Raw genomic sequence first — 20,844 nt, forward strand, 5'->3', positions numbered from 1 at the left:
ACGCTACCAGCACAGGCCGGAGCTGTGTTGATTGGTTTGTGATAGCGTAGCGTTAAGGCACAAACCGAGCAACGCAGCAGAGGTCCAGCCAGCTTGCTGGCGATTGTGCCTGGTATTGTTATGTTTAAAGTACATTAGTCGACCACCCTGAGGAATCAAACAATACAAACTCTCCATTATTGTTTAAAGACTCCATTAATTTTGTTCCACAATATGGACAATGAGTAACCTCAGCTACAAGAGACCACATTAACTCTCCAACCTCTTCAAGGTAGTGATTGTTTTCAAGATCTTCCTCTGTAGCTTCTCTTGAAAAAGTAACCTGCCATGTAAACTCCTCATGAAATGTATCTCGGCTAAATTCAACACGGATTCCAACGGGTTGATTTCTACATTCATGGACGCTGTATTTACCCATAAAGAGCTACTCGCATGATCGAAACATAACGCTACCAGCACAGGCCGTAGCTGTGTTGATTGGTTTGTGCCAGCGTAGCGATAAGGCACAAACCGAGCAACGCAGCGGAGGTCCAGCTAGCTTGCTGGCGATTGTGCCTGGTATTGTTATGCGTGTATTGGATCATTTTACAGTTACCCAGGCAATTAGAGAAAAACCAACTAATAACAGGCTTATAAAGGTTATTGCACTAATTTTAAATGCCTTTTCACTCACGATGATGTTATGACACAGAAAATTTACCCTCTCATCTTTGAGGCTGGATAGGCTACCCACTTTGATTTCGGACACTAGGCTTTTGCTACCAACTCGTGCCGCAGATATTAACATTGTATTTAAGTAAAGGTATTCGGGAGGCAAGTTTGCACCGACCTCTCGCAACCGTGCCTGTAGCTTGGCAATATTGACAAAGAACACGAAATACGATGAAAACATGCAAATAACAGCGGTGATAATTGGGATAAATAGAATCATCGTTGATTACGTATAACGCCGCCATAAATTGCGGCTTTGGAGTTGATTGTTTTGTAGTAGCGTAGCGTTAAGCCACAAACCAAACTACGGAAAAGCCGTCAGTTTGATGGCTTTGTTATGCACCGGAAGCCATGCCCAAGCGAACTACATACCAACCCGCCAGAGCAGCAATAATTGCTAGACCAGAAAAAATTACGTTTGACGCGTGGTACCAAGGCAACCTCACGAGCTCATCATCTAGACCAGCTAAGCCAAACTGAGGATAGTAGGCTTGGATAGCTGGACGTACCACGTAAGCAAGCGTAAATATGTAGCTAATCGCCATTGTTGACAAGAAAAGCAGTATAAATGGCCAAGCATCGATCTCATTTTTCTTTATCAGGGGCAGTGCGATTGTGAATAACCCGCTTACAAAAACAAAATAACCTATGCTTTGCATTACATCGCTAAGAAGCTCCTTGTTTCTAATTATTCTGATCATAATCATCCTTTGCATAACGCCAACAACACGGGACCAGCGCAGTGGAGCCAATTTGCGGTAGAGTGAGCGAAGTGAACCGCAAATTGGAGGAGCGTAGCTGGTTCCCGTGCTTGTTTTTGTTATACGATTTGACTGACATCTTCTAGATCTACTTGTCGTGCTAGTTTTCGCTTATAGGTGATTAGTTCATCTTTTTCCATTACTCTGAGTTGACGGCCATAGAGCGAAACCAATTGGTACTTTTTAAAGTCGAGCTTCTTTTGGTACCATGAATTGGAAATTGAATCATATATTTTACATTCTTTATCACTACCTATTTCAACTATCTGATCTATATAGTTAAATTGCACATAGGTGAGATCCCACCTTTCACCGATATGGTGTGCAGGACCAAAAGTGACGTAGTCCTTCCCCATATCTGAAATTTGATTAATGAATTGATCTGGTACATACAGATCAATATCGGCTAACTGCCGTGTTGATCCATATGCTTGAGCTGCGAGACCGCCGCATATTAAATACGGGATATTACCTTTATCCAGGTAATCAATTATCCAGTCTAGAGCAGGTATTCTATGCATCGAAGTTCAAATATAGGTTTCGTATATCGCCTCAAACACCGGCTTGGTGAAGTTGGCGGATTTTTTGCGCAAGCGAAAAAGGTGACAGCTTTACCAAGTCCGCGTGCTTTGACTTGTTAGAGCCTTTTTGCATGTCACTTTGCCTTCTTGATTTTTTCTTTTTCACACTTAATACAGCCAGAAATCAAGCTCTCTTTAACTGAGTAATAATATGGAATCCATATATTCATTTGGTTAGTTTCGATCATATCATAAGCTAAAGGGGTAGCCATGACATTACCCTCATCATCTTTCAGTTCGTAAGTAAGTATATCTGGAAGATCAAGGCCGTCCGGGTTGTAGATGTAAACAACCTGCGGTTGTCTTTTATATGCCTCTTCGTCTTCGGGCAAGTTGTACGCTATGTTGGTTGCTTTAACCCAGTTAATAGGTTCTGATTTGAGACACCAATTTACAATTATTTCTAGTGATTCGGCAGGTATTTTCTTGGCGTAATCGCCATGTTTCTCACATTTTTCTACTTCAGCAAAACTACCTAACGTAAACTGATATGATGCCTCTTCGGTTACAAGAGGTAGGCGGAAATACGACCCAAGGTTGGCAGGTGAGACATTGGCGGAACGCAGTAGCTCAAGTAATATGGTTTGAAATTGATAAAGGTTTAGCTGCTGCCTATCAGGAAAACCTCGCAGAGAAACCTTTTGTAATGACTGAATATCAACATTGGTAATTGCTCTACTACCATCTTCTTCACCAAATATGAAAAAGCCTAGGTCTAATATAAATATGGCATTGGGATAAACGGATTTTGGATTCTCTTTAGAGAATTCTTTAATTTCCTTAACGATATCTTCCCACTTCATATCACTACAATATGCAAAAAGCAGTGCGAATTTATTGTTGGGATTATTTGAACTGTCCTTCAGCTTCTTGAAAGACTCTAGATTCTTAAACCCCGACTTTAGTTCTTTTTTTGTTAGATTGGATTTTACTTGAATAACCCCGTATACACTTTCAATGGGGTAGACTTCATAAACATCTTGACGCTTCATTAGAGTTATTAATTCTTCTGAATCATATATAGCTATATCTATTTCATTGCTAATATGACCTGTTTCAGAAGCGACCCTTACACTAAGATCAGATACAGCATATTTCTTGGGTAGATAGCCCGAATCAGTTAAAAAACTTCGTAGGAGCGTTTCTCTAGCATTTCCTAGATCTCTCGGGTGCTTAATATCTTTAGTCCGCTCATAATCAACAATCATTTGAGCCTGGTGATAATTAAACTCACGCTCGACCCCATGAAACTCACGATCTTTATTTCTTAAAGCAATAGCTCTTTCGGCTGTTTCAACCAGAGACTTTCTTAAATCTACCTCTTTTTCTTCAAAGCTGGGCTCTTTGCTCATTAAAACTTCTCAAATTTGATAAATTACGATGGGGCTCTAACGCCTGTAGCACCTGCACAAACTGTGGTGGCGCCGTTGTGTTATAAGCGCAGCGTACACATGAGGTGCCGCCGCAGTTTGTGTCTGGTGCCTACAATTGTTAGGTGCCATACCGGTTGAGCATATAGGAGAAGTAATCTTTTTCCTCTCTATTGGGAGAAAATAGACTGCTAACCATGATTGAGTACAGTACCATGTAGGTTTCATCGATGTTTTTTGCGTAAAAAGTGGTCCAGTCCGTACCGCTTCGATTGTCAGTAACTTGAAGATGAACTCGATTTCTCAATGATCTTAGCGTTTCAAGTTTTTCATACATTAATTTGCTTTTACCCAATAGCTTCTTCGAGTTAGCACACTTAATCATCGAGTCGAACGTCATGTGTTTTTGAATCTTTGTGTCCAGTTTTTTATATATAACAGTATCAATTCGAACATCTTCTCCATTCAGTTTTTCCTGATTGCCTTTGAATACATCTTTTTCAGCCCACTCTGTTGTTTTGTAGTTGTCCGTTCGAATAAGTATAAAATGAAGTATCGATTCTATAATGCTGGTGCCAATCAAAACTATCGTTTTGATCGACTGAGTATATAAAACTGAACTTAACTTAATATCTTGTACAACCCGATCTTGAAATTGTAGATATTGCAAGTTGTAAGCAAGATCTTTCTTTAACTGTGTCACATGAACATATCCATGACCTTGCTCAATATATTTACCTAAATACGTTTCGAGCTTGTTAATTGAGACTGGATACCAAGTTCCTCTATCTTCTCCAAACAAAGTAAGTTTAGTCATGAGATCACCTAACATTTTAATAGATGACGGATGTCCGAATATTCCATGTCCATATTTCTAGAGATGGCTGTCACTCACTTACCTCCCAGGCCCCGCCAGTTCTACTCTGCCTCGCTGATCCCAAATAAAAAGTGTGACAACTGTCATATATCCGCAAATCCGTCAAATTCCATAACTGGTTGAAATACTTAACAATTATCACCATCTAGTAACGATAATACAAAATAGTGTACCAGATGTCGCGTTTTGCAGGGATGACTTGTTTTGATTTTGGCTTTATGCTGGTTATACATACAGCTTTGGAGGTGTTGTCATGGAGGATATACCTAAGCCCATTCCGGCCAAACCGGTGCGATTTATGGATCAGGTTAGGTTGGCGATTCGGCGTCGGGGGTTGGCTTATAAAACGGAGCAAACCTACTGTCATTGGATTTTACGGTTTATTCGGTTTCATGGCCGCAAGCATCCTAAAGATCTAACCATTAAAGATGTCGAGACCTTTTTGGAGGATCTGGCGATTGGGCAAACCGTGTCAATAAACACGCAAAAAACAGCGCTCAACGCACTATCTTTTTTATACAATAAATTTTTACAGCGCCCTTTGGGGGAGTTGGATTTTGCTCATACCCAGCGCGCTCGTACTTTGCCTACCGTGTTTTCTCATACGGAGGCAACCGCAGTTATTCAACAGTTAGAGCCGTTGCATAGGTTAATGGTTTCGTTAATGTATGGTTCTGGATTGCGGGTGATGGAGGCGGTTCGGCTGCGGGTGCAGGATATTGACTTTGCCAATAATTGCATCATTGTGCGTGAATCTAAAGGTATGCGCTGGCGTAGAACTTTGTTACCCACTTCGCTGGTTGATCTATTAAAACAACAGGTTGCATTTGTACTGGTGCAGCACAAAAAGGATTTAGCCATGGGCTATGGCGCTGTATATTTACCGAATGCGTTAGCGCGTAAATGTCCCAGCGCTCCTAAGGAGCCAGGTTGGCAATATTTATTCCCCGCACCCAGTTTCTCGCTGGATCCGCGCTCGGGCATTCGTCGGCGTCATCATTTGCACGAGCGGCAAATACAGCGTGCGGTAAAAAAACCATTAATAAAGCAATGATTTTTAAGAAAGCAGGGTGCCACACGTTCCGGCATTCCTTTGCCACCAACCTATTGAAAATGGGTGCGGATATTCGTTCTATTCAAGAGATGTTGGGCCATAAAGATATAAGCACAACGCAGATTTATACCCATGTGGTTGGTGCTCACGAGCGTGGTGTGGTTAGCCCTTTGGACGGCGGCGAGGTAAGAGAGCCATTACCGGCTTATGCTTTGCCTACGGGTTAAAGGCCTGGGTTCGCTTTGCCGTGGGATGCGATTACGGCGCCCCCAGCTGGGGGGCGCCTAGCTGGGGGCGCCTAGCTGGAGGGTTTTTGCTGAGGACGCTCTAGTCCAATAACTCTGCGCGGCTATCGCACCTGGGCCATAGGGTGGTGGGGCAATCAGCTGCCCGGTGTGGCGTTAACTCAAACTGCCCAGTATTAGCCACTGCTGATCCTAAAAAGGCGCGGGTTGTTGTTTCTGATTCATCCGCTGGCTGGTATATTCAAACCTTATCACAAGTTTTTAGCGCACCTTAAAGTGTGAAACGGATTCTGATAGGGCAAACGGATGATTTCTTGCTGGTACCAAATCGGGGTATCACAAGCTGCAAGGTTGGCTTGTTGCTTGTACTCGGTATTATTATTCACCCTCGTATTGGCGTTGCCCGTGTCTGCCGTTAGGGCGGCAGATTTCCGTGTTGCCGTCACCAACGATTCTGAATTAGTCACTCAAGGCAGGTTATTGTTGTTTTTTAGCCAGCAAGATGAGGGCGAGCCGCGTTTATACGATTATTATCCCACCGCATCCAACAGCCGAATTTTCGCCACTAATGTAGAGCGCTGGGCCGTGGGTGAAAAACGCAAATTCAGTGATGAATTTTCCGGTTACCCGGTTGCTGCATTGGAGCAGCTCCCGGCCGGTACCTGGCGGGTGCAAGCTTTGTTAGATCACAATGTGTTTTCCGCCGATCTCAACAGCGATGGCAATCTGTACAGTGATGTAGTGATCTTGCAGGTGCCGGAGAAGGGCAAGTTGGATTTAACCTTGGCGTTAAAGAACCAAGTGCAGGCTGAGCCGTTACCCGAATCTTCCGAGCTGATTAAATACGTTGAGTTTAAAAGCGAGGTATTGTCTAACTTTTGGCAGCGTGATGTTTCACTCAAGGCAGCCGTGTTATTGCCTAATAGTTACCAAACCCGAGTTAACCAGTTTTACCCGGTTATTTTTCAAATCGGCGGCTTCCGCCAGCGCTATACCCGGGTGCAAGAATTATTTGAAGACAAAGACTTTAAAAACTATTGGTATTCGCCAGAGGCACCACAGGCCATTGTTGTATTTTTAGATGGTGAGGCACCCTTTGGTGATTCTTACCAATTAAACAGTAAAAATAATGGCCCCTACGGTGATGCTACGTGGCAAGAGCTTTTGCCTTATTTACAACAAACGTTTCGCATAGAGCAAGATGGCGATGGCTTTTTTACCACCGGCTGTTCGACTGGTGGCTGGGTGAGTTTGGCGTTGCAAATTTATCAGCCGGAGCTATTTAACGGGGCTTGGTCGTTCAGCGCAGACCCAGTAGATTTCAGCGCCTTCCAGCTGGTGGATATTTATAAAGACGCCAATGCGTTTGTTAGCGAACACGGGCCGCTGCGGCCCTCTGCTCGAGAGCAAGACGGCGAGGTGGTATTCACCATCAAAGATGAGGCGGCCATGGAGAGCGCCTTGGCCATTGATGGTAACTTTGTGCGCTCGTCGGGCCAGTGGGGCGCTTGGATGGCGTTGTTTAGTCCGCGCGGCAGCGATGGCTTGCCTATGCCTTTGTGGGATGGTGAGGGTGTTATTAATCGCGAGCTTGCCAATACCTGGCGCCAGTGGGATTTACGCTGGTATCTTGAAACCAACTGGCGCAATGTTGGCCCAGCGCTGGCGGGCAAGTTGCACCTCTACATGGGCGAGATGGACGACTACTATCTCAACAACGCCATGCGCCGGTTTGAAGATATGCTTACTGCGCGTACCAACCCGGAGTCTGATGCCAAGTTTCACTGGCAGCCACGTGGTGGCCACTGTGATTCAAGCGCCGGTGAGATGCTGCAAACTGTTCTGCCCCAGGCGCTAGAGCGCTGGCAGGCGGCTAAGCAATAGGGTATTCCTCTGGTACCGGTAGCTCGGTGCTGTCTTTGTAGCGTCGCATTACAAAGCTCGATTGCACCCCGGTAACGCCTTCTAGCCGGGTTAACTTGCCCAGCAAAAACTGCTGGTAGGTGTCCATATCTTTTACCACTACCTTGAGCACAAAGTCCGCCGCCTGACCGGTTATCAGGTAGCATTCCTGTACTTCTGGGTAGTTGGCCACTTCGGCTTCAAAGTGCTCAAACCGGTCCGGCGTGTGCCGGTCCATACTGATGTGAATCAACGCGGTTAGGCTAAGCCCCAGGGCTTTTGGGTCCAGTAGCGTTACCGTTCGGCCAATAACGCCGGCGTCTTTAAGTGCTTTAACCCGTCGCGCGCATGGTGAGGGCGATAGCCCTATGCGTTCAGCCAAATCCAAATTGCTGAGGCTGCCGTCTTTTTGTAGCTCCTGTAGGATCTTGCGGTCAATGCGGTCTAGCTGCATGTTAAGGGCTCTTATGGTGTAAAAAAGCTTACTATAGCTTGGGCGGGGCGATAAAATCTACAAATAGGAATATTTGTGGTTTAAATAATCAATTTTTAGGGTGATTCTCGCTAACTTTAGTGAGAAACGCCCGCTGATCTTCACTATACTGTGCAACATTCCTGGTACAGAGCCACAAGCCACTACCGGGGCCCAGCCCAGAGTCACCAAAAGTGTCAACTGGGCTGGTTTAATTCTGTCTAATGGCACAGTACCCCCAGCAGCCTGTGTGCAGGATGAAATCCAACGAGCCTAATACCCCTAAAAGAGTTTCTCATGAGCAGTTCCAGCCCAGCGTTTAACCACAAAAAGTATCGCCGTAGCCCTGTGATCAACAAGCCAAACCGTCGGTGGCCATCCCAGGTTATTGAATCCGCGCCACGTTGGTGTTCGGTAGATCTACGCGATGGTAACCAAGCGCTAATCGAGCCCATGACGGTGGCTCAAAAACAGCGCCTGTGGAAACTGCTGGTGAAAGTTGGTTTTAAAGAGATCGAAATAGGCTTTCCTTCGGCCTCCCAGCCAGACTACGACTTCTGCCGTTGGTTGATCGAAGAAAACCAAATCCCGGATGACGTGACTATTCAGGTGTTGGTGCAAGCCCGAGAAGCCTTGATTGAGCGCACCTTCGAGGCCTTAAAAGGTGCCAAGCAAGCTATTGTGCATGTGTACAATTCCACTTCACCGGTTCAGCGCGAAAAGGTGTTTGGCATGGAGCGCGAAGGCATTATCGAAATTGCTCGCAACGGCGCCCAATTGTTGGCCGATCATGCCGCCAAACACACGGGCTGTAAGTTCTCCTTTGAGTATTCACCGGAGAGCTTCTCCAGCACCGAAATTGATTTCGCCATAGAAATTTGTAACGCCGTGATTGATGTTTGGCGGCCCACAGTGGATAACAAAGCCATCTTTAATTTGCCGGCTACGGTGGAATGCGCCACACCCAATGTGTTTGCAGACCAGGTAGAAACCTTCTGCGATGGCATCAACAACCGAGAGGCCATTGTGGTGAGTGTGCATACGCACAACGATCGCGGCAGTGCTGTAGCCGCCGGCGAGCTGGCCTTAATGGCTGGGGCAGATCGCGTAGAAGGCACCTTGATGGGTAACGGTGAGCGCACTGGTAATATGGATATCGTTACCATGGGCATGAACATGTATAGCCAGGGTATCGACCCCAGGTTGGATTTTGCCAACGCCGAAGAAATTGTGCGTGTGGTCAGCGAATGCACGCAAATAGAGGTGCATCCTCGTCACCCTTGGGTGGGCGATTTGGTATATACCGCGTTCTCCGGCAGCCACCAAGATGCCATCCGCAAGTGTTTGTCTCAGCAAACCGAAGGCAGCCATTGGGATGTGGCCTATTTACCTATCGATCCACGCGATATTGGCCGGGATTACCAGTCCGTAATCCGGGTTAACAGCCAGTCGGGTAAAGGTGGTGTGGCGTACATCCTAGAGCAAGAGTACGGCATGGCCATGCCACGTTGGTTGCAAATTGAAGCCAGCCGCGTGGTTCAAGCACAGGCCGAGAAGCAATCCACTGAGGTGAGCTCGCAACAAATTTACGACATCGTAAAAGCCGCGTTTATGGATTCCGAGGGTGGCTACCAGTTAGCGGCTTACTCATTGGATCGCAATAACGATAGTGAAGCCATTACTGCGTCTTTGGAAGGGCCTAAGGGCAGTAAAACCATTGCCGGCCAGGGCGATGGTGCGCTGTCAGCGTTTTGCCATGCGTTGCAAGATAGCCTGGGCATCGAATTAGAAATTGTGCACTACGATCAGCACGCCATAGGCCAGGGCACCGATGCTGCCGCCATGGCTTTTGTGCAGCTTAAAATTAATGGCGAGCGCTACAACGGCATAAGCCAAAACAACGATGTGTTAAGCGCGAACCTAAACGCAATTTTAGTGTGCGTTAACCAAGCGGTAAGCGCGGGACTTAGTTTAACTGCCTAGGTTTAATGCCCCAGGTTTAATGGCCCAGGTCAAACGCCCCACACCACGCTGGTACACTAAAGCCCCGCAAAAAGCCGGGGCTTTTTTACGTCTGCTCGTTACGCTTTTTTATGCGTCTACTTTTTCGTTATTTTCCAACAAAAGCACGAGGTTATTGGCCGCACACATCCCGGAAGCCTGCGGCTAAAAACGGCACCATTAATTCGTAAGCGGTGTCAAAGTCGGTGGAGTGGCACTGGTTATTACTGAGGCGGTCTATGCGCCCGGTTTGCGCCAAGGTTAACGCTAATGCGCCAGACATATACTGGTAGCACCAGTGAATTTTTTCGTCATCGGCTTTGGGGAGTGCTATTTTTAAACCGTCGATCAATTCGTTAACGCGCTTATCAAAAACCTTGGCCAGTAGCTCTTTGTTCCAAACCGGTGAGGTCATCACGTAGGCCAGCAGTGATAAATAATGGCGCCAGCCGGCATCGCCGGTTTTTTGCGCCATTTTAAGCGGCAGCAAAAACGCTTCTATAATTTGTTCTAAGCTTAAGGTTTTGCCCTCGTAACTTTGCAGTACCTCGCGGCGGGTATCACTGAGCAGTTGCGCTCGCCGATCGAATACCGCACGGAACAAATCCAGCTTTTTGCCAAAATGATAATTGGCCAGGGCTACGTCTACCTCTGCGGCAGAAGCAATCTGCCGGATGGAGACACCATCGTAGCCGTGTAGGGCGAACAGTTCTTCGGCAACATCCAAAATCCGATCTTTTTTATTGGTTTCGTTAGGGTTCTTGGGCATAAACGTTGGGCCATTGTTGCCTGGGAAAGGAACCTGCAACCACAGCAGATGCGGCTCGTTGTGGCGTTGGCTTGGCAGTGTAATTGGCTTGTCTTGTAAATTCAACAGTTGTTGAATATAGTGGGTTCATCAAACTCCCGTGCGAATAACGATAATGACTCCAGAAATTTTTAAGTACGGCATCTGCGCCGTTTACATCCTCGTGATTTATTGGTTGTCTTGGATTGGCATGCGCCGCACCAAAGATATTCGCGGGTTTTCCATCGGCAATAAGGACATGAGCCCGGTATTAATTGGGGTTACCTTCGCAGCCTCGGTGGCCTCCACCGCCACCTTTGTTATCAACCCTGGTTTTGTTTACGTGCATGGCTTGTCTGCTTTTTTGCATTACGGTGTGGCCGCAAGCCTGGGCATACTGTGTGCGCTGCTAGTGTTAACCCGTGGCTTTCTACGGTTGGGTAGCCAGCACCAAGCGCTCACCATCCCAGACTGGATCTATCACCGGTTTCAGCACCGTGGTTTCAGTTTGTTTTTCGCCTTTATCAATTTGTTATCCATTACCTTTGTGGTGTTGATCTTAGTCGGCTGCAGCTTGTTGATGGTGGGGTTGTTCCCGGTGGGGCAAAAAACCGCCCTAGTCATTGTGCTGGTGTTTGTGTTTTCCTATGTGCTAATGGGCGGTACCTACGCCCACGCCTACACCAACACCTTGCAAGGCATAATGATGCTGTTGATAGCTGTGGCGTTGTTCGTGCAAGGGTTGGGCTATTTTAGTGATGGCTTTATGCCGGCGCTGCAGTCGGCGGGCGAGAACTACGCCAAAATATTTAACCCAGACAGCAATTTGTATTTTAGTTTCTTCTCGGTGTTTGTGTCCGGGTTTGTGGTGACCTTTGCTCTGATGCTGCAACCCCACATTTTAACTAAGGTGTTGTATTTAAAAGAAGAAAAAGACATTAACACCTTTATAACCGTGGCTGTGGTGGTGGGCTTTTGTTTTTCGTTAATGCTTGCCGTGGGTTTCTACGCCCGCTTGGCTGGTTTAGATATCCCGGCCCAGGATACCGTGGTACGCGATTATTTACTGCATCAGTTTGGCCAATCGGTGTGGGGTCAATACTTCCTAACGTTCGTGTTTATAACGCTTTTGGCAGCGGGCATGAGTACCCTTGATGGTATTTTGGTATCCCTGTCTGCCATGGTGGTTAAGGATATTGTTGTACCGCTTACCGGCGACCACAGCCGGGGCTTGGCGATGTCGCGGTGGGTGTTGGTTGGCGTGGGTGTTGTTGGTGGTGCCTTGGCTTGGCAGCCACCGGCGTTGATCGGCTTGTTTGCGCAAAAAGGCGTTTACGGGTTGGCCGCGGCGTCCTTTGTACCCTTGCTGTTTGGTGTGGTGTGGCGAGGCAAATTGCCTTTGTGGCTAATGTTCTCCGCTGCGGTGCTGGCCTTGGCGGCACACCTGTTGCTCAACATGGCGTTTGGCGTTGTCAATCCTGCCGTATCTGCCAGTTATGCCATTTTGCTTTCCGCTGGCTACACCCTGGTGGCTTTGGCGGCATTACGGGGCAAGTGATAGCTTTCTAAGAGCACAAAATAACGGCCAATGCTTGACGGCTCAACAAATGTTGAATTAATCTTGTTTTATTCAACGGGTGTTGAATTGTATGCCGGCAGTTAACCGTGGCGCGTGTACCCAAGCCCATGCTTATATCTGTCATTAGAGTAGAGAATAAAAAGTTTAAAATAGGGTGCTAGCAGTAATCACGTGTCTTGTGGTTACATTAATGGTTGGTACTACCTATCGATATAAAAAAGAACACTGAATATTCAGCTAACAACGACACCCAAAAAGCAAAAATGCAGTCTGTCACAAAACAAAAAATACAAAAATCGTAACACCGCTTAGCACATTCAATTTACATCGGACCAATAGGTGTTCTGTGCCATCGCCGCAGTCTCATCCGCCTTTTGCCGTGCGTGCATAGATTTCCGTTAGTAACCGCTCGTGTAATAACAAACTTATAAAAACTCAAAGCAGGTTTCGCCATGAAATTATCTCACATCACTTATCCATTACCGCTGGCTTCTGTTTTGGTCTTGAGCAGTACCTTAGTGCACGCTCAGGGGCCTATGGAAGAAATGATCGTAACCGCGCAAAAGCGCGAGCAATCGCTGCAAGATGTACCGGTGGCCATTACCGCCTTTAACGCCGATGCCTTAAAAGATCAGGGCATTAGCGACATTACCGAATTACAAAAATCCTCGCCCAATACCACCTTGCAAACCAGCCGGGGCACAAATTCCACCATTACGGCCTATATCCGTGGTGTTGGCCAGGCAGACCCGCTGTGGGGCTTTGAGCCCGGCGTAGGCTTATACGTGGATGATGTCTATTATGCGCGGCCCCAGGCCGGTGTTTTGGATGTGTACGATGTGGATCGCATCGAAGTATTACGCGGCCCCCAGGGTACGCTCTACGGTAAAAATACCATTGGTGGTGCCATTAAATACGTCACCAAACGTTTAACCGGCGAGCCGGAATTTTCGGTTAACGCCACCGTGGGTAGCTACAACCAGCGCGATATTGTTTTAAGCGGCGAGTTACCCATCACCGAGCAGTTAGCCGTGGGTGGCAGCATTGCCAGTCTACAGCGCGATGGTTTTGGTGAGTTTTTATTAAACGGCGATGATAACTACAACAAAGATATTATGGCTGGCCGTATTAGCGTGGAATTTACCGCCAGCGATGCGCTGTGGTTTCGGTTTGCGGCGGATATGACCCAAGATGACTCCAACGCCAAGGGCGGCCACCGATTATTACCCAGTGTGTTAGTGCCCACCGAAGTCGCTCCCAGTGATGTTTACGACACTTGGGCGGACATGGACACCGATAACGAAGTAGAAAGTTCCGGTGCTTCATTTACAGTAAATTGGGATGTCAACGACGCCCTGGCGTTTAAATCCATCACCGCCTATCGTGAGGGCGAAACCACCACCAACATCGATTTTGATAATACGTCTTTCTCATCACTGCATGTGCCGGCCATCTATGAAGATGATCAATTTACGCAAGAGTTTCAGCTCAATTACGACAGCGACAAGTTTCATTTGGTGAGCGGTATTTATTATTACGAGGGTACCGCATCCGGTGCTTTTGATGTGTTGCTGGGCGCGTTTGATAACCCCGATTTACTCGCCGATGGCAGTAACGTTGTGGGTAATTTTAACGCGGTTACCGCCGGCGATGTGGATACCACCAGCCTTGCGGTATACGCCCACGCCACCTACGACTTTAATGAAAAAGTATCCGCCACTCTGGGCGCGCGCTACACCAAAGATGACAAAGACGCCTCGGTGTACAAGGCGCTGCTGTATGTTGATGGCACGTCATCGTGGTTGGGCGGCACGGATTTACTCACCCTTGGCGTTAATACCGATTATTCCAACGACGACAGTTGGAGCGAATTTTCTCCCCGCGTGAGTGTGGATTATCGCTTCACCGATGAAGTCATGGCTTATGCCAGCTTTAGCCACGGTTTTAAAAGCGGTGGCTTTGATATGCGCGGCGACGCCGCTGCCAACCCCGAAACCGTCAACGGTTACGATCCAGAAACCGTGGATACCTTTGAGGTGGGTGTTAAAACCGAGTTGTTTGATAACCGGCTGCGTTTAAATGCTGCCTTATTCCATACCGATTACGACGATCTTCAGGTGACGGTGCAATCCGCCACCCCAGACGGCACTAACTTTGTAAGTGCTGTGTTAAACGCCGGTAAAGCCGAAGTGCAGGGCGCGGAACTGGAACTGATGGCCGATCTTGGTGCGGGTTTCGGCCTGCAGGCAGCCTTTGGCTACACCGATGCGGATTTCACTGAAGTGATTACGCAAACTGCCGATGGCCCGGTGGATGTATCAGACGATTGGGAGTTTGAATTTACGCCGGAGCTGAGCGGCTTTATTGCGCTTAATTACAATATGTCGTTGGCCAGCAGTGGCGATCTCAACTGGATATTGTCCGCCTCCCACAAAAGTGAAACACGTATTTTCCCGCAGGTGGAATCCCTGGTGGATGAAGACGCCTACACCTTGGTGGATGCCAGTGTGGTATGGCGCGACGGCAGCGACCACTGGAGTGTCGGCTTACACGGCAAAAATCTCACCGATAAAGAATATCGCGTCGGCGGTTACAATTTTTATGGGCTCGGGTTAGAAAATTCAGTGGTTGGTTATTACGGTAATCCACGCACTGTGGCACTATCGGTAAATTACAACTTCTAGAGAGCGTTTTGCGGTGCCGGTTTTTGTTGTTCTGTGTTTGCTGTTTATTGTAGTAAGTGCCCTGCCTACGACGGTTAACGCCGGGCAGTGGCAGAAAGAAGAAATCGCCAGTATGCCCACCCAGCTGTATGTGCCGTCCACGGCGCCTCAGTTGGCCGGCAAGCGGGCGTTAATGGTCAGCCTTGGCGGTTGTGGCCAACAGGCAAAGGGCAACACGGAGTTTCAGCAGCAGAGTAACTGGCAGCAAACCGCCGACGATTACGGCCTGGTGTTGGCCCTGCCCAATGCGCCGGATGGCGGCGTGTTAGCCTACGGTTGCTGGGATTATTACGGTGCGCAACACAGCCGAGATAACCGCCACAACGATAATCTGTTAGCGCTGGTGAGCGATTTGCTACAGCGCGAATCCCTTAACATCGATAGCAATCAGGTTTATCTGTCGGGGTTGTCCTCCGGTGGCGCGATGGTCAATGTGTTAATGTGCTTAGCGCCGGATGTGTTTGCCGGCGGTGGCAACGCTGCGGGCCCTGCTTTGGGCACCTCGGCGCTGCAAACCTTGCAGGTTGCCACGGATACGCAGTCGGTCACCGAGGCCTGCTTGGCGTTGGCCGGGGATAAGCGAGAATTTTTAAATACCCAAGTGATGTCGGTAGTGTGGGGCAGCGAGGATGCCATCGCCAACCCCGGTTACGCCGAGGTTATCGCACAGTCCTTTGTCAGTTTGTACGGCGCCGATGCCAGTAACGTGGCCAATCCCATCACGGGCATTCAATTTAATGCCCAAGAAACTCGCTGGGGTGACGAGCAGGGGCCTCGGGTATCGCTGACCATGATCCACGGCTTGGGCCACGCCTGGCCCGCTGGTGGCGGCTCTGGCGCCAGCGCTTTTATGGATAACCAATCCATCAATTATCCGGCGTTGCTTGCTCGGTTTCTGTTTGCCAACAATCGCCGTGTGCACAATCTAAATCCATCGCCCAGCCCAGTGGTGATGCTGCCGCCCTCAGTGCGCACTAATCCGCGCGATTAAGCGTTTTGGTAAACAGCTTAAAGGCCTTGTTGGCGCGGGTTTTTGTGCACACCTTAACCGCTGGGTGGTCGCCGGCCATTTCAGTAATGCCAAAGGTGGCTGGGTCGTAGTGCTTGCGCGGTTGGCTGGTAACGGTGGTTGTAGGAATGGTTTTATCGGCCCATACCAGTGCGGCGGAATCTTCTGTTAGGTCGGCTTGCGCCACCTCGCTAAAGCGCACTGCCACGGGCGTCATCGGCCCTTTGCAAAACGATGGCTCCACCGCCACGATGGCGGCCAGAACATCCCAAAAGTAGTATTCCCCCGAATCGATAAACCAATCGTTATCGTCCAGCACCTTATCCCAAAATTCCGCCGCCGGTGTGCTTACGTTTTGCTTAAAGTCTTTTGCAAACTCGGTGGTGACTTTGACTTGATTGGTCACATCTAAACCGACCACCTCAATGGGCAAGCCGGAGGCAAAAACGGTTTCGGCCGCCAGGGCATCCACGAAAATATTCCATTCCGCCCGCGTGTTGGGGTGGCCATCGGTAAAGCCGGGCACAATGATGTTGCCCGGGGCTTCGAAGCTACCGCCCATAATCACCAATCGTTTTACTTTGGGTTTGTCTGCAGGGTATTTCTCCAGCCATTGAGCGATGTTGGTTAGGCTGCCCGTGGCAACCACCACCACCCGTTGCCGGGCTGCAGACAGGGTTTGGTGCAGCAATTCAACGGCGTGCTGCTGGCTGACCGGGCGTTGGGACGGGGGCAGTGCCACGCCGGAGAGGGTATCCGCTTGTTGCCGCCAGGGTTCCGGAAAGGCGAAGAAGCCGTCCAGTGGGTAGTCGTCGCCGCAGGCCACGGCCACATCCTTTTGCGGCGTTAGGTCGAGCAGGGCGGGAATGTTTTTCATGGCCGGTGGGCAGCGAGTTTCGCCTACGCCGTTGGCCAGCACGGCCAGCAGGTCAACCTCGGGGTGTTTGCCCAAGAACAGCAAGGCAGACCAATCGTCGATGGCGACGTCGGTGTCAAAAATAACGGCCGTGGCAAAACTGCGGTTGCCCCAGCCAATAAGTGCCGCGCAGGCCAAAACGATAGTCAGGGTTTTCACAGGTCGTGTCCTCTTATACAAGCTGGGGTAAACCGGGGTAGGGCGGGGCCATAATCCAGGCGGATTTACAGTGTACGACGAGTAAAAGCGTGCCAACAGTAATGAGAAGGGAGAGTAAACAATGTGAAACGGCGGTTAAGCCGTTTCAGAACAAAACCGCATCAATAGATAGCGATGAGCACCCAGGCCGAGGCCGAGAGTAATATAGACAGGAATACTGCAGCGGAGCCGGCGTCTTTGGCTCTTCCAGACAATTCGTTGTGTTCCACACCCACGCGGTCGACGATGGCCTCAATGCCGGTGTTGAGTAGCTCCACAATCATCACAAACACCACGCTGCCAATCAGCATCAGATATTCAATGGCGGTTTTGGCGACGAGGGTGGATAGCGGTATGGCCAACAAAAAGGCGTACACTTCAAAGCGGAAGGCTTGCTCATGCAGCAGCGCGGCTCGCAGGCCTTTGTAGGAATAATACGTGGATTTACTCAAGCGCTGGAGCGGGCTTACCGGGCGCTTTTCTCCGTATATCTGCTCGGATGACTTAGAGTTCATCGAATTCGTTCTCTTACCGGCGATGGGGTTGGGCAATCGTTGGATTACCAAGTCTGTGGTTGTGGCCTCAACCGTTGAGCCTTTGAGTATAGCTGCTCTATGTGTCGAACAGCTGAAGGTTTAGCACTTACGGAATAAATTTTACCGCACTGGTGTCTGGATCTCGGCTTAAGCTGGCTTGGTTTAGTTGCTCAAGGTAGGTTTGCCACAGGCGCGCTTGGTCGCCACACAGTGTGTGCAGAAACGCCCAAGAATACAAGCCGGTGTCGTGGCCATCGTCAAAATGGATGCGCAGTGCGTAGTTGCCCTGAGGCTCAAGTTTTAGGATTTTAACGTGTTGTTTGCCGGCTTGTAGCACCGCTTGGTCTGGGCCGTGGCCGCGTACTTCCGCTGAAGGGGAATGCACTCGCAGAAATTCTGCGCTTAAATGGTAGCTGGTGTTGTTGTACACCAGCTCCAAGGTTTGCGATTGCTTGTGGAATTTAATCGCTTGCGGGTTCATGGTGGGGCCTTACAGAATATATCGGCTGAGGTCTTCGTTCTGCGCCAATTCGCCCAACTGCTGTTCCACGAAAGCGGCATCAATAGTAAAGGTTTGCTCACCGTTTCCGGCATTGTAAGACACATTCTCCAGCAGGCGTTCCATCACTGTGTACAGGCGGCGAGCGCCGATATTCTCGGTGGATTCGTTCACCTGATAAGCGGTTTCTGCCAGTTTAGAAATTCCGTCTTCGGTAAAGTTGAGTGTTACGCCTTCGGTGGCCATCAGCGCTGTGTGCTGCTCGGTTAGCGAGGCATTTGGCTCGGTGAGAATGCGCTCAAAATCCTTCGGTGTAAGTGCCTGCAGCTCCACTCTAATAGGCAGGCGACCTTGCAGCTCGGGGATTAAATCCGCAGGCTTTGCTAGGTGGAAAGCACCAGAGGTAATAAACAAAATGTGATCGGTTTTAATCATGCCGTGCTTGGTGCTAACGGTGCAGCCTTCAATCAGCGGTAATAAGTCGCGCTGTACCCCTTCGCGGGAGACGTCCGCGCCGCTGTTACCTTCGCGCTTGGCCACCTTGTCGATTTCATCAATAAACACGATGCCATTTTGCTCGGCGGCTTCAATGGCCTTGGCCTTGGTTTCTTCTTCGTTGATTAACTTGCCGGCTTCTTCATCGGCTAATTGTTTCATGGCCTGCTTGATGGTGAGCTTGGCTTTTTGGCTGCGATTTTGGTTCATGTTAGAAAACATGTTTTGCAGCTGGCTGGTCATCTCTTCCATGCCCGGCGGCGCCATAATTTCAACGCCCACTTTAGTGGCGGCAACATCGATTTCGATTTCCTTGTCGTCCAGTTCGCCCTGGCGTAATTTTTTACGGAAAATCTGCCGGGTGGCGGAATCGGTTTTGGATTCTTCGCCTTCATTGCCACGGGCCGGTGTCAGTAGTGCATCCAACACGCGCTCTTCGGCGGCGTCTTGGGCGCGGTGTTTGACCTTTTCTTTTTCCTGCTCGCGGTGCATCTTGATCGACATATCCACCAGATCGCGAATGATGGAATCTACATCGCGGCCAACATAGCCCACCTCGGTAAACTTAGTGGCCTCTACTTTCATAAATGGTGCATTGGCCAATTTGGCTAGGCGGCGGGCAATTTCGGTTTTGCCAACACCGGTGGGGCCAATCATTAAAATATTTTTTGGGGTGATTTCGTTGCGCAAATCGTCGGACAGCTGCATCCGGCGCCAGCGGTTGCGCAGGGCGATGGCCACGGCGCGTTTGGCGTCCTGTTGGCCCACGATATGACGATCGAGTTCGTGAACAATTTCACTGGGGGTCATGCTGGACATAATAACGAGTCCTTAAAATTCTAGGCTTTCAATCACGTGGTTGTGATTGGTGTATACGCAGATATCGCCGGCGATGGTGAGGCCCTGTTTAACGATGTCTTCGGCGCTCATGTCGGTGTTATCCAACAGTGCACGGGCGGCCGACTGGGCAAAGGCGCCACCGCTGCCAATGGCGATTAGGTCGTTTTCGGGCTGAATGACATCGCCGTTACCGGTGATAATGAGTGAGGCCTCGGCGTTGGCCACCGCCAGCAGTGCTTCTAGGCGGCGCAGGGCGCGGTCGGTGCGCCAGTCTTTGGCCAGTTCTACTGCGGCTCGGGTCAGTTGGCCGCCGTAGGACTCGAGCTTAGCTTCAAAGCGCTCAAATAGCGTGAAGGCGTCGGCGGTGCCACCGGCAAAGCCGGCCAGCACTTGGTCTTTGTACAAGCGGCGAACCTTGCGCGCATTGCCTTTCATAATGGTATTACCCAGAGAAACCTGGCCATCGCCACCTATGACGACGGTGTTGCCTCTGCGCACGGATAAAATCGTAGTGCCTCTGTATTGCTCCACGTGAGTTCCTTTATTTAATAGGATGGGAAGGCTGAGCACTACACTGTGGGGGCGCGGGCTTGGCTTTTCAAGCGCGGCGCCGCGCTTGGGCGGAGGGAGTTACCCGGCTTCTTTGGCGCGCTTTAACAGCAGTGGGTTGATGTCGTTGGAGACCAAAATACTGCGTGCTTTGGCCATGCGCGAGCGGCTTTCAAACGGGCCTACCATCACCCGGTACCACACCTGTTGGTTATCCGAGCCCAGGGACTCCTCCACATTGGCGTTGAGGTTGAGCAAGATCAGCTCGGCTCGCATGCGATTGGCATCGCTGCTGTTTTTAAACGACCCTGCCTGCAATACGTAGAGCGTAGTATTGGCCGGTTCATTAGCTGCCGTGGCTGGGTCTGGCTCTGGTACCTCTACGGTGGATTCTTTTAGCAGTCGATAAAACTGCAGCCGCGTTGCTGAAGGTTGCTCTTGCTCGGTTTCGTCGTTGGCCGGAGGTTGAGCTTCCATTACGGTGGTCTCTGAAACCACAATTTTAGGCTGTTGAGAGGGTGTCAGGCCGTTTAAATGCAGCAAAAACATCACAAAAGCACCAACTAAGATGCCTGTGGCTAGCCACAGCCAAACCGGAACCGAAGACTTTGCTTTGCGCTGATTGGGCCGACGATTACGGCGTTTGGGGGTGTTGGCGGGCTTCTTTTTGGCAAAATCTCGAGACATGGGTTACGGCAAGTGACGTTCAGCTGCGGGTTTGATCGGTTAGCAATCTCTA

21 protein-coding genes are annotated in these 20,844 nt (G+C 49.4%); 8 read left to right on the forward strand and 13 right to left on the reverse strand.

Translation table 11 applies throughout. The features are described from left to right. Positions 1–124: 124 nt before the first annotated feature. Positions 125–418, reverse strand: a complete 294-nt coding sequence (locus ACGHM3_RS01280; protein WP_345421950.1) for a hypothetical protein — start codon at positions 416–418, stop codon at positions 125–127. A 52-nt stretch (positions 419–470) separates the two neighbouring features. On the opposite strand from ACGHM3_RS01280, the gene ACGHM3_RS01285 reads away from it, so the two are divergent. Beyond that, the gene (locus ACGHM3_RS01285; RefSeq protein WP_345421953.1) at positions 471–686 is read left to right on the forward strand and encodes a hypothetical protein; all 216 of its coding nucleotides are present in this window, start codon (positions 471–473) and stop codon (positions 684–686) included. Positions 687–1,046: 360 nt separating this feature from the next. Here the strand turns inward: ACGHM3_RS01285 and ACGHM3_RS01290 are convergent, their stop codons facing one another. From ACGHM3_RS01290 to ACGHM3_RS01305, 4 genes are all read right to left on the reverse strand, one after another. Next, a complete protein-coding gene (locus ACGHM3_RS01290; RefSeq protein WP_345421955.1) occupies positions 1,047–1,412 on the reverse strand; it encodes a hypothetical protein in 366 nt (121 codons plus the stop codon). 119 nt (positions 1,413–1,531) lie between these two features. Then, a complete protein-coding gene (locus tag ACGHM3_RS01295; protein WP_390517749.1) occupies positions 1,532–1,993 on the reverse strand; it encodes a hypothetical protein in 462 nt (153 codons plus the stop codon). Between the two features lie 134 nt (positions 1,994–2,127). Beyond that, entirely contained in the window at positions 2,128–3,405 is a 1,278-nt protein-coding gene (locus ACGHM3_RS01300) for a DUF6602 domain-containing protein (protein ID WP_345422131.1), read from the reverse strand. Between the two features lie 139 nt (positions 3,406–3,544). Next, positions 3,545–4,240, reverse strand: a complete 696-nt coding sequence (locus ACGHM3_RS01305; RefSeq protein WP_345422128.1) for a hypothetical protein — start codon at positions 4,238–4,240, stop codon at positions 3,545–3,547. Positions 4,241–4,553: 313 nt separating this feature from the next. Between ACGHM3_RS01305 and ACGHM3_RS01310 the strand changes: the two genes are divergently transcribed. The 3 genes from ACGHM3_RS01310 to ACGHM3_RS01320 all read left to right on the forward strand — a co-directional run bounded on the left by ACGHM3_RS01310 (position 4,554) and on the right by ACGHM3_RS01320 (position 7,483). Beyond that, positions 4,554–5,354: an integron integrase gene (locus tag ACGHM3_RS01310; RefSeq protein WP_345422125.1), complete on the forward strand. Its 801-nt coding sequence runs from the start codon at positions 4,554–4,556 to the stop codon at positions 5,352–5,354. After that, the gene (locus tag ACGHM3_RS01315) at positions 5,351–5,581 is read left to right on the forward strand and encodes a tyrosine-type recombinase/integrase (protein WP_345422122.1); all 231 of its coding nucleotides are present in this window, start codon (positions 5,351–5,353) and stop codon (positions 5,579–5,581) included. Before ACGHM3_RS01310 ends, ACGHM3_RS01315 begins: the two co-directional genes overlap by 4 nt. A gap of 423 nt (positions 5,582–6,004) precedes the next feature. After that, entirely contained in the window at positions 6,005–7,483 is a 1,479-nt protein-coding gene (locus ACGHM3_RS01320; protein WP_345422120.1) for an alpha/beta hydrolase-fold protein, read from the forward strand. Here the strand turns inward: ACGHM3_RS01320 and ACGHM3_RS01325 are convergent. After that, the gene (locus ACGHM3_RS01325) at positions 7,473–7,955 is read right to left on the reverse strand and encodes an Lrp/AsnC family transcriptional regulator (protein WP_345422118.1); all 483 of its coding nucleotides are present in this window, start codon (positions 7,953–7,955) and stop codon (positions 7,473–7,475) included. The genes ACGHM3_RS01320 and ACGHM3_RS01325 overlap by 11 nt on opposite strands. A 315-nt stretch (positions 7,956–8,270) precedes the next feature. Between ACGHM3_RS01325 and leuA the strand changes: the two genes are divergently transcribed. Further along, entirely contained in the window at positions 8,271–9,956 is a 1,686-nt protein-coding gene (gene leuA / locus ACGHM3_RS01330; RefSeq protein WP_345422115.1) for a 2-isopropylmalate synthase, read from the forward strand. Positions 9,957–10,107: 151 nt separating this feature from the next. Here leuA and ACGHM3_RS01335 read toward each other — a convergent pair whose 3' ends face one another. Beyond that, positions 10,108–10,848: a TetR/AcrR family transcriptional regulator gene (locus ACGHM3_RS01335; RefSeq protein ID WP_390517750.1), complete on the reverse strand. Its 741-nt coding sequence runs from the start codon at positions 10,846–10,848 to the stop codon at positions 10,108–10,110. A gap of 49 nt (positions 10,849–10,897) precedes the next feature. Between ACGHM3_RS01335 and ACGHM3_RS01340 the strand changes: the two genes are divergently transcribed. The 3 genes from ACGHM3_RS01340 (at position 10,898) to ACGHM3_RS01350 (ending at position 16,054) form a co-directional block, all read left to right on the forward strand. After that, positions 10,898–12,319 carry a sodium:solute symporter family transporter gene (locus ACGHM3_RS01340; protein ID WP_345422110.1) on the forward strand — a complete coding sequence of 474 codons (1,422 nt, stop codon included), beginning with the start codon at positions 10,898–10,900 and terminating at the stop codon, positions 12,317–12,319. A 473-nt stretch (positions 12,320–12,792) separates the two neighbouring features. Continuing rightward, positions 12,793–15,024, forward strand: coding sequence for a TonB-dependent receptor (locus tag ACGHM3_RS01345; RefSeq protein ID WP_345422109.1), 2,232 nt, complete (start codon positions 12,793–12,795; stop codon positions 15,022–15,024). A gap of 13 nt (positions 15,025–15,037) precedes the next feature. Beyond that, positions 15,038–16,054: a PHB depolymerase family esterase gene (locus ACGHM3_RS01350; protein ID WP_345422106.1), complete on the forward strand. Its 1,017-nt coding sequence runs from the start codon at positions 15,038–15,040 to the stop codon at positions 16,052–16,054. Here ACGHM3_RS01350 and ACGHM3_RS01355 read toward each other — a convergent pair. The 6 genes from ACGHM3_RS01355 to ACGHM3_RS01380 all read right to left on the reverse strand — a co-directional run bounded on the left by ACGHM3_RS01355 (position 16,038) and on the right by ACGHM3_RS01380 (position 20,792). Further along, positions 16,038–17,147 (reverse strand): nucleoside hydrolase, encoded by a 1,110-nt coding sequence (locus ACGHM3_RS01355; protein ID WP_345422103.1) that lies wholly within the window; start codon positions 17,145–17,147, stop codon positions 16,038–16,040. The two genes, ACGHM3_RS01350 and ACGHM3_RS01355, sit on opposite strands and share 17 nt — an antisense overlap. A gap of 161 nt (positions 17,148–17,308) precedes the next feature. Further along, positions 17,309–17,701 carry a diacylglycerol kinase gene (locus ACGHM3_RS01360; protein WP_345422100.1) on the reverse strand — a complete coding sequence of 131 codons (393 nt, stop codon included), beginning with the start codon at positions 17,699–17,701 and terminating at the stop codon, positions 17,309–17,311. 127 nt (positions 17,702–17,828) lie between these two features. Then, a complete protein-coding gene (locus tag ACGHM3_RS01365; RefSeq protein ID WP_345422096.1) occupies positions 17,829–18,203 on the reverse strand; it encodes a DUF971 domain-containing protein in 375 nt (124 codons plus the stop codon). A 9-nt stretch (positions 18,204–18,212) separates the two neighbouring features. Next, the gene (hslU, locus tag ACGHM3_RS01370) at positions 18,213–19,535 is read right to left on the reverse strand and encodes an ATP-dependent protease ATPase subunit HslU (RefSeq protein WP_345422093.1); all 1,323 of its coding nucleotides are present in this window, start codon (positions 19,533–19,535) and stop codon (positions 18,213–18,215) included. A gap of 12 nt (positions 19,536–19,547) precedes the next feature. Beyond that, complete coding sequence (gene hslV / locus ACGHM3_RS01375) at positions 19,548–20,087, reverse strand: ATP-dependent protease subunit HslV (RefSeq protein WP_345422090.1); 540 nt, start codon at positions 20,085–20,087, stop codon at positions 19,548–19,550. 99 nt (positions 20,088–20,186) lie between these two features. Beyond that, positions 20,187–20,792 carry an SPOR domain-containing protein gene (locus ACGHM3_RS01380; protein ID WP_345422087.1) on the reverse strand — a complete coding sequence of 202 codons (606 nt, stop codon included), beginning with the start codon at positions 20,790–20,792 and terminating at the stop codon, positions 20,187–20,189. Positions 20,793–20,844 lie beyond the last annotated feature (52 nt).

This window comes from Halioxenophilus aromaticivorans (assembly GCF_042850945.1).
Taxonomy (GTDB): domain Bacteria; phylum Pseudomonadota; class Gammaproteobacteria; order Pseudomonadales; family Cellvibrionaceae; genus Halioxenophilus; species Halioxenophilus aromaticivorans.

Coding starts and splice junctions, on each gene's coding strand:
- ACGHM3_RS01280 (WP_345421950.1), bottom strand. CDS start 418: ATGGGTAAATACAGCGTCCATGAATGTAGAAATCAACCCGTTGGAATC.
- ACGHM3_RS01290 (WP_345421955.1), bottom strand. CDS start 1,412: ATGATCAGAATAATTAGAAACAAGGAGCTTCTTAGCGATGTAATGCAA.
- ACGHM3_RS01295 (WP_390517749.1), bottom strand. CDS start 1,993: ATGCATAGAATACCTGCTCTAGACTGGATAATTGATTACCTGGATAAA.
- ACGHM3_RS01300 (WP_345422131.1), bottom strand. CDS start 3,405: ATGAGCAAAGAGCCCAGCTTTGAAGAAAAAGAGGTAGATTTAAGAAAG.
- ACGHM3_RS01305 (WP_345422128.1), bottom strand. CDS start 4,240: ATGACTAAACTTACTTTGTTTGGAGAAGATAGAGGAACTTGGTATCCA.
- ACGHM3_RS01310 (WP_345422125.1), top strand. CDS start 4,554: ATGGAGGATATACCTAAGCCCATTCCGGCCAAACCGGTGCGATTTATG.
- ACGHM3_RS01315 (WP_345422122.1), top strand. CDS start 5,351: ATGATTTTTAAGAAAGCAGGGTGCCACACGTTCCGGCATTCCTTTGCC.
- ACGHM3_RS01325 (WP_345422118.1), bottom strand. CDS start 7,955: ATGCAGCTAGACCGCATTGACCGCAAGATCCTACAGGAGCTACAAAAA.
- leuA (WP_345422115.1), top strand. CDS start 8,271: ATGAGCAGTTCCAGCCCAGCGTTTAACCACAAAAAGTATCGCCGTAGC.
- ACGHM3_RS01340 (WP_345422110.1), top strand. CDS start 10,898: ATGACTCCAGAAATTTTTAAGTACGGCATCTGCGCCGTTTACATCCTC.
- ACGHM3_RS01345 (WP_345422109.1), top strand. CDS start 12,793: ATGAAATTATCTCACATCACTTATCCATTACCGCTGGCTTCTGTTTTG.
- ACGHM3_RS01360 (WP_345422100.1), bottom strand. CDS start 17,701: ATGAACTCTAAGTCATCCGAGCAGATATACGGAGAAAAGCGCCCGGTA.
- ACGHM3_RS01365 (WP_345422096.1), bottom strand. CDS start 18,203: ATGAACCCGCAAGCGATTAAATTCCACAAGCAATCGCAAACCTTGGAG.
- hslU (WP_345422093.1), bottom strand. CDS start 19,535: ATGTCCAGCATGACCCCCAGTGAAATTGTTCACGAACTCGATCGTCAT.
- ACGHM3_RS01380 (WP_345422087.1), bottom strand. CDS start 20,792: ATGTCTCGAGATTTTGCCAAAAAGAAGCCCGCCAACACCCCCAAACGC.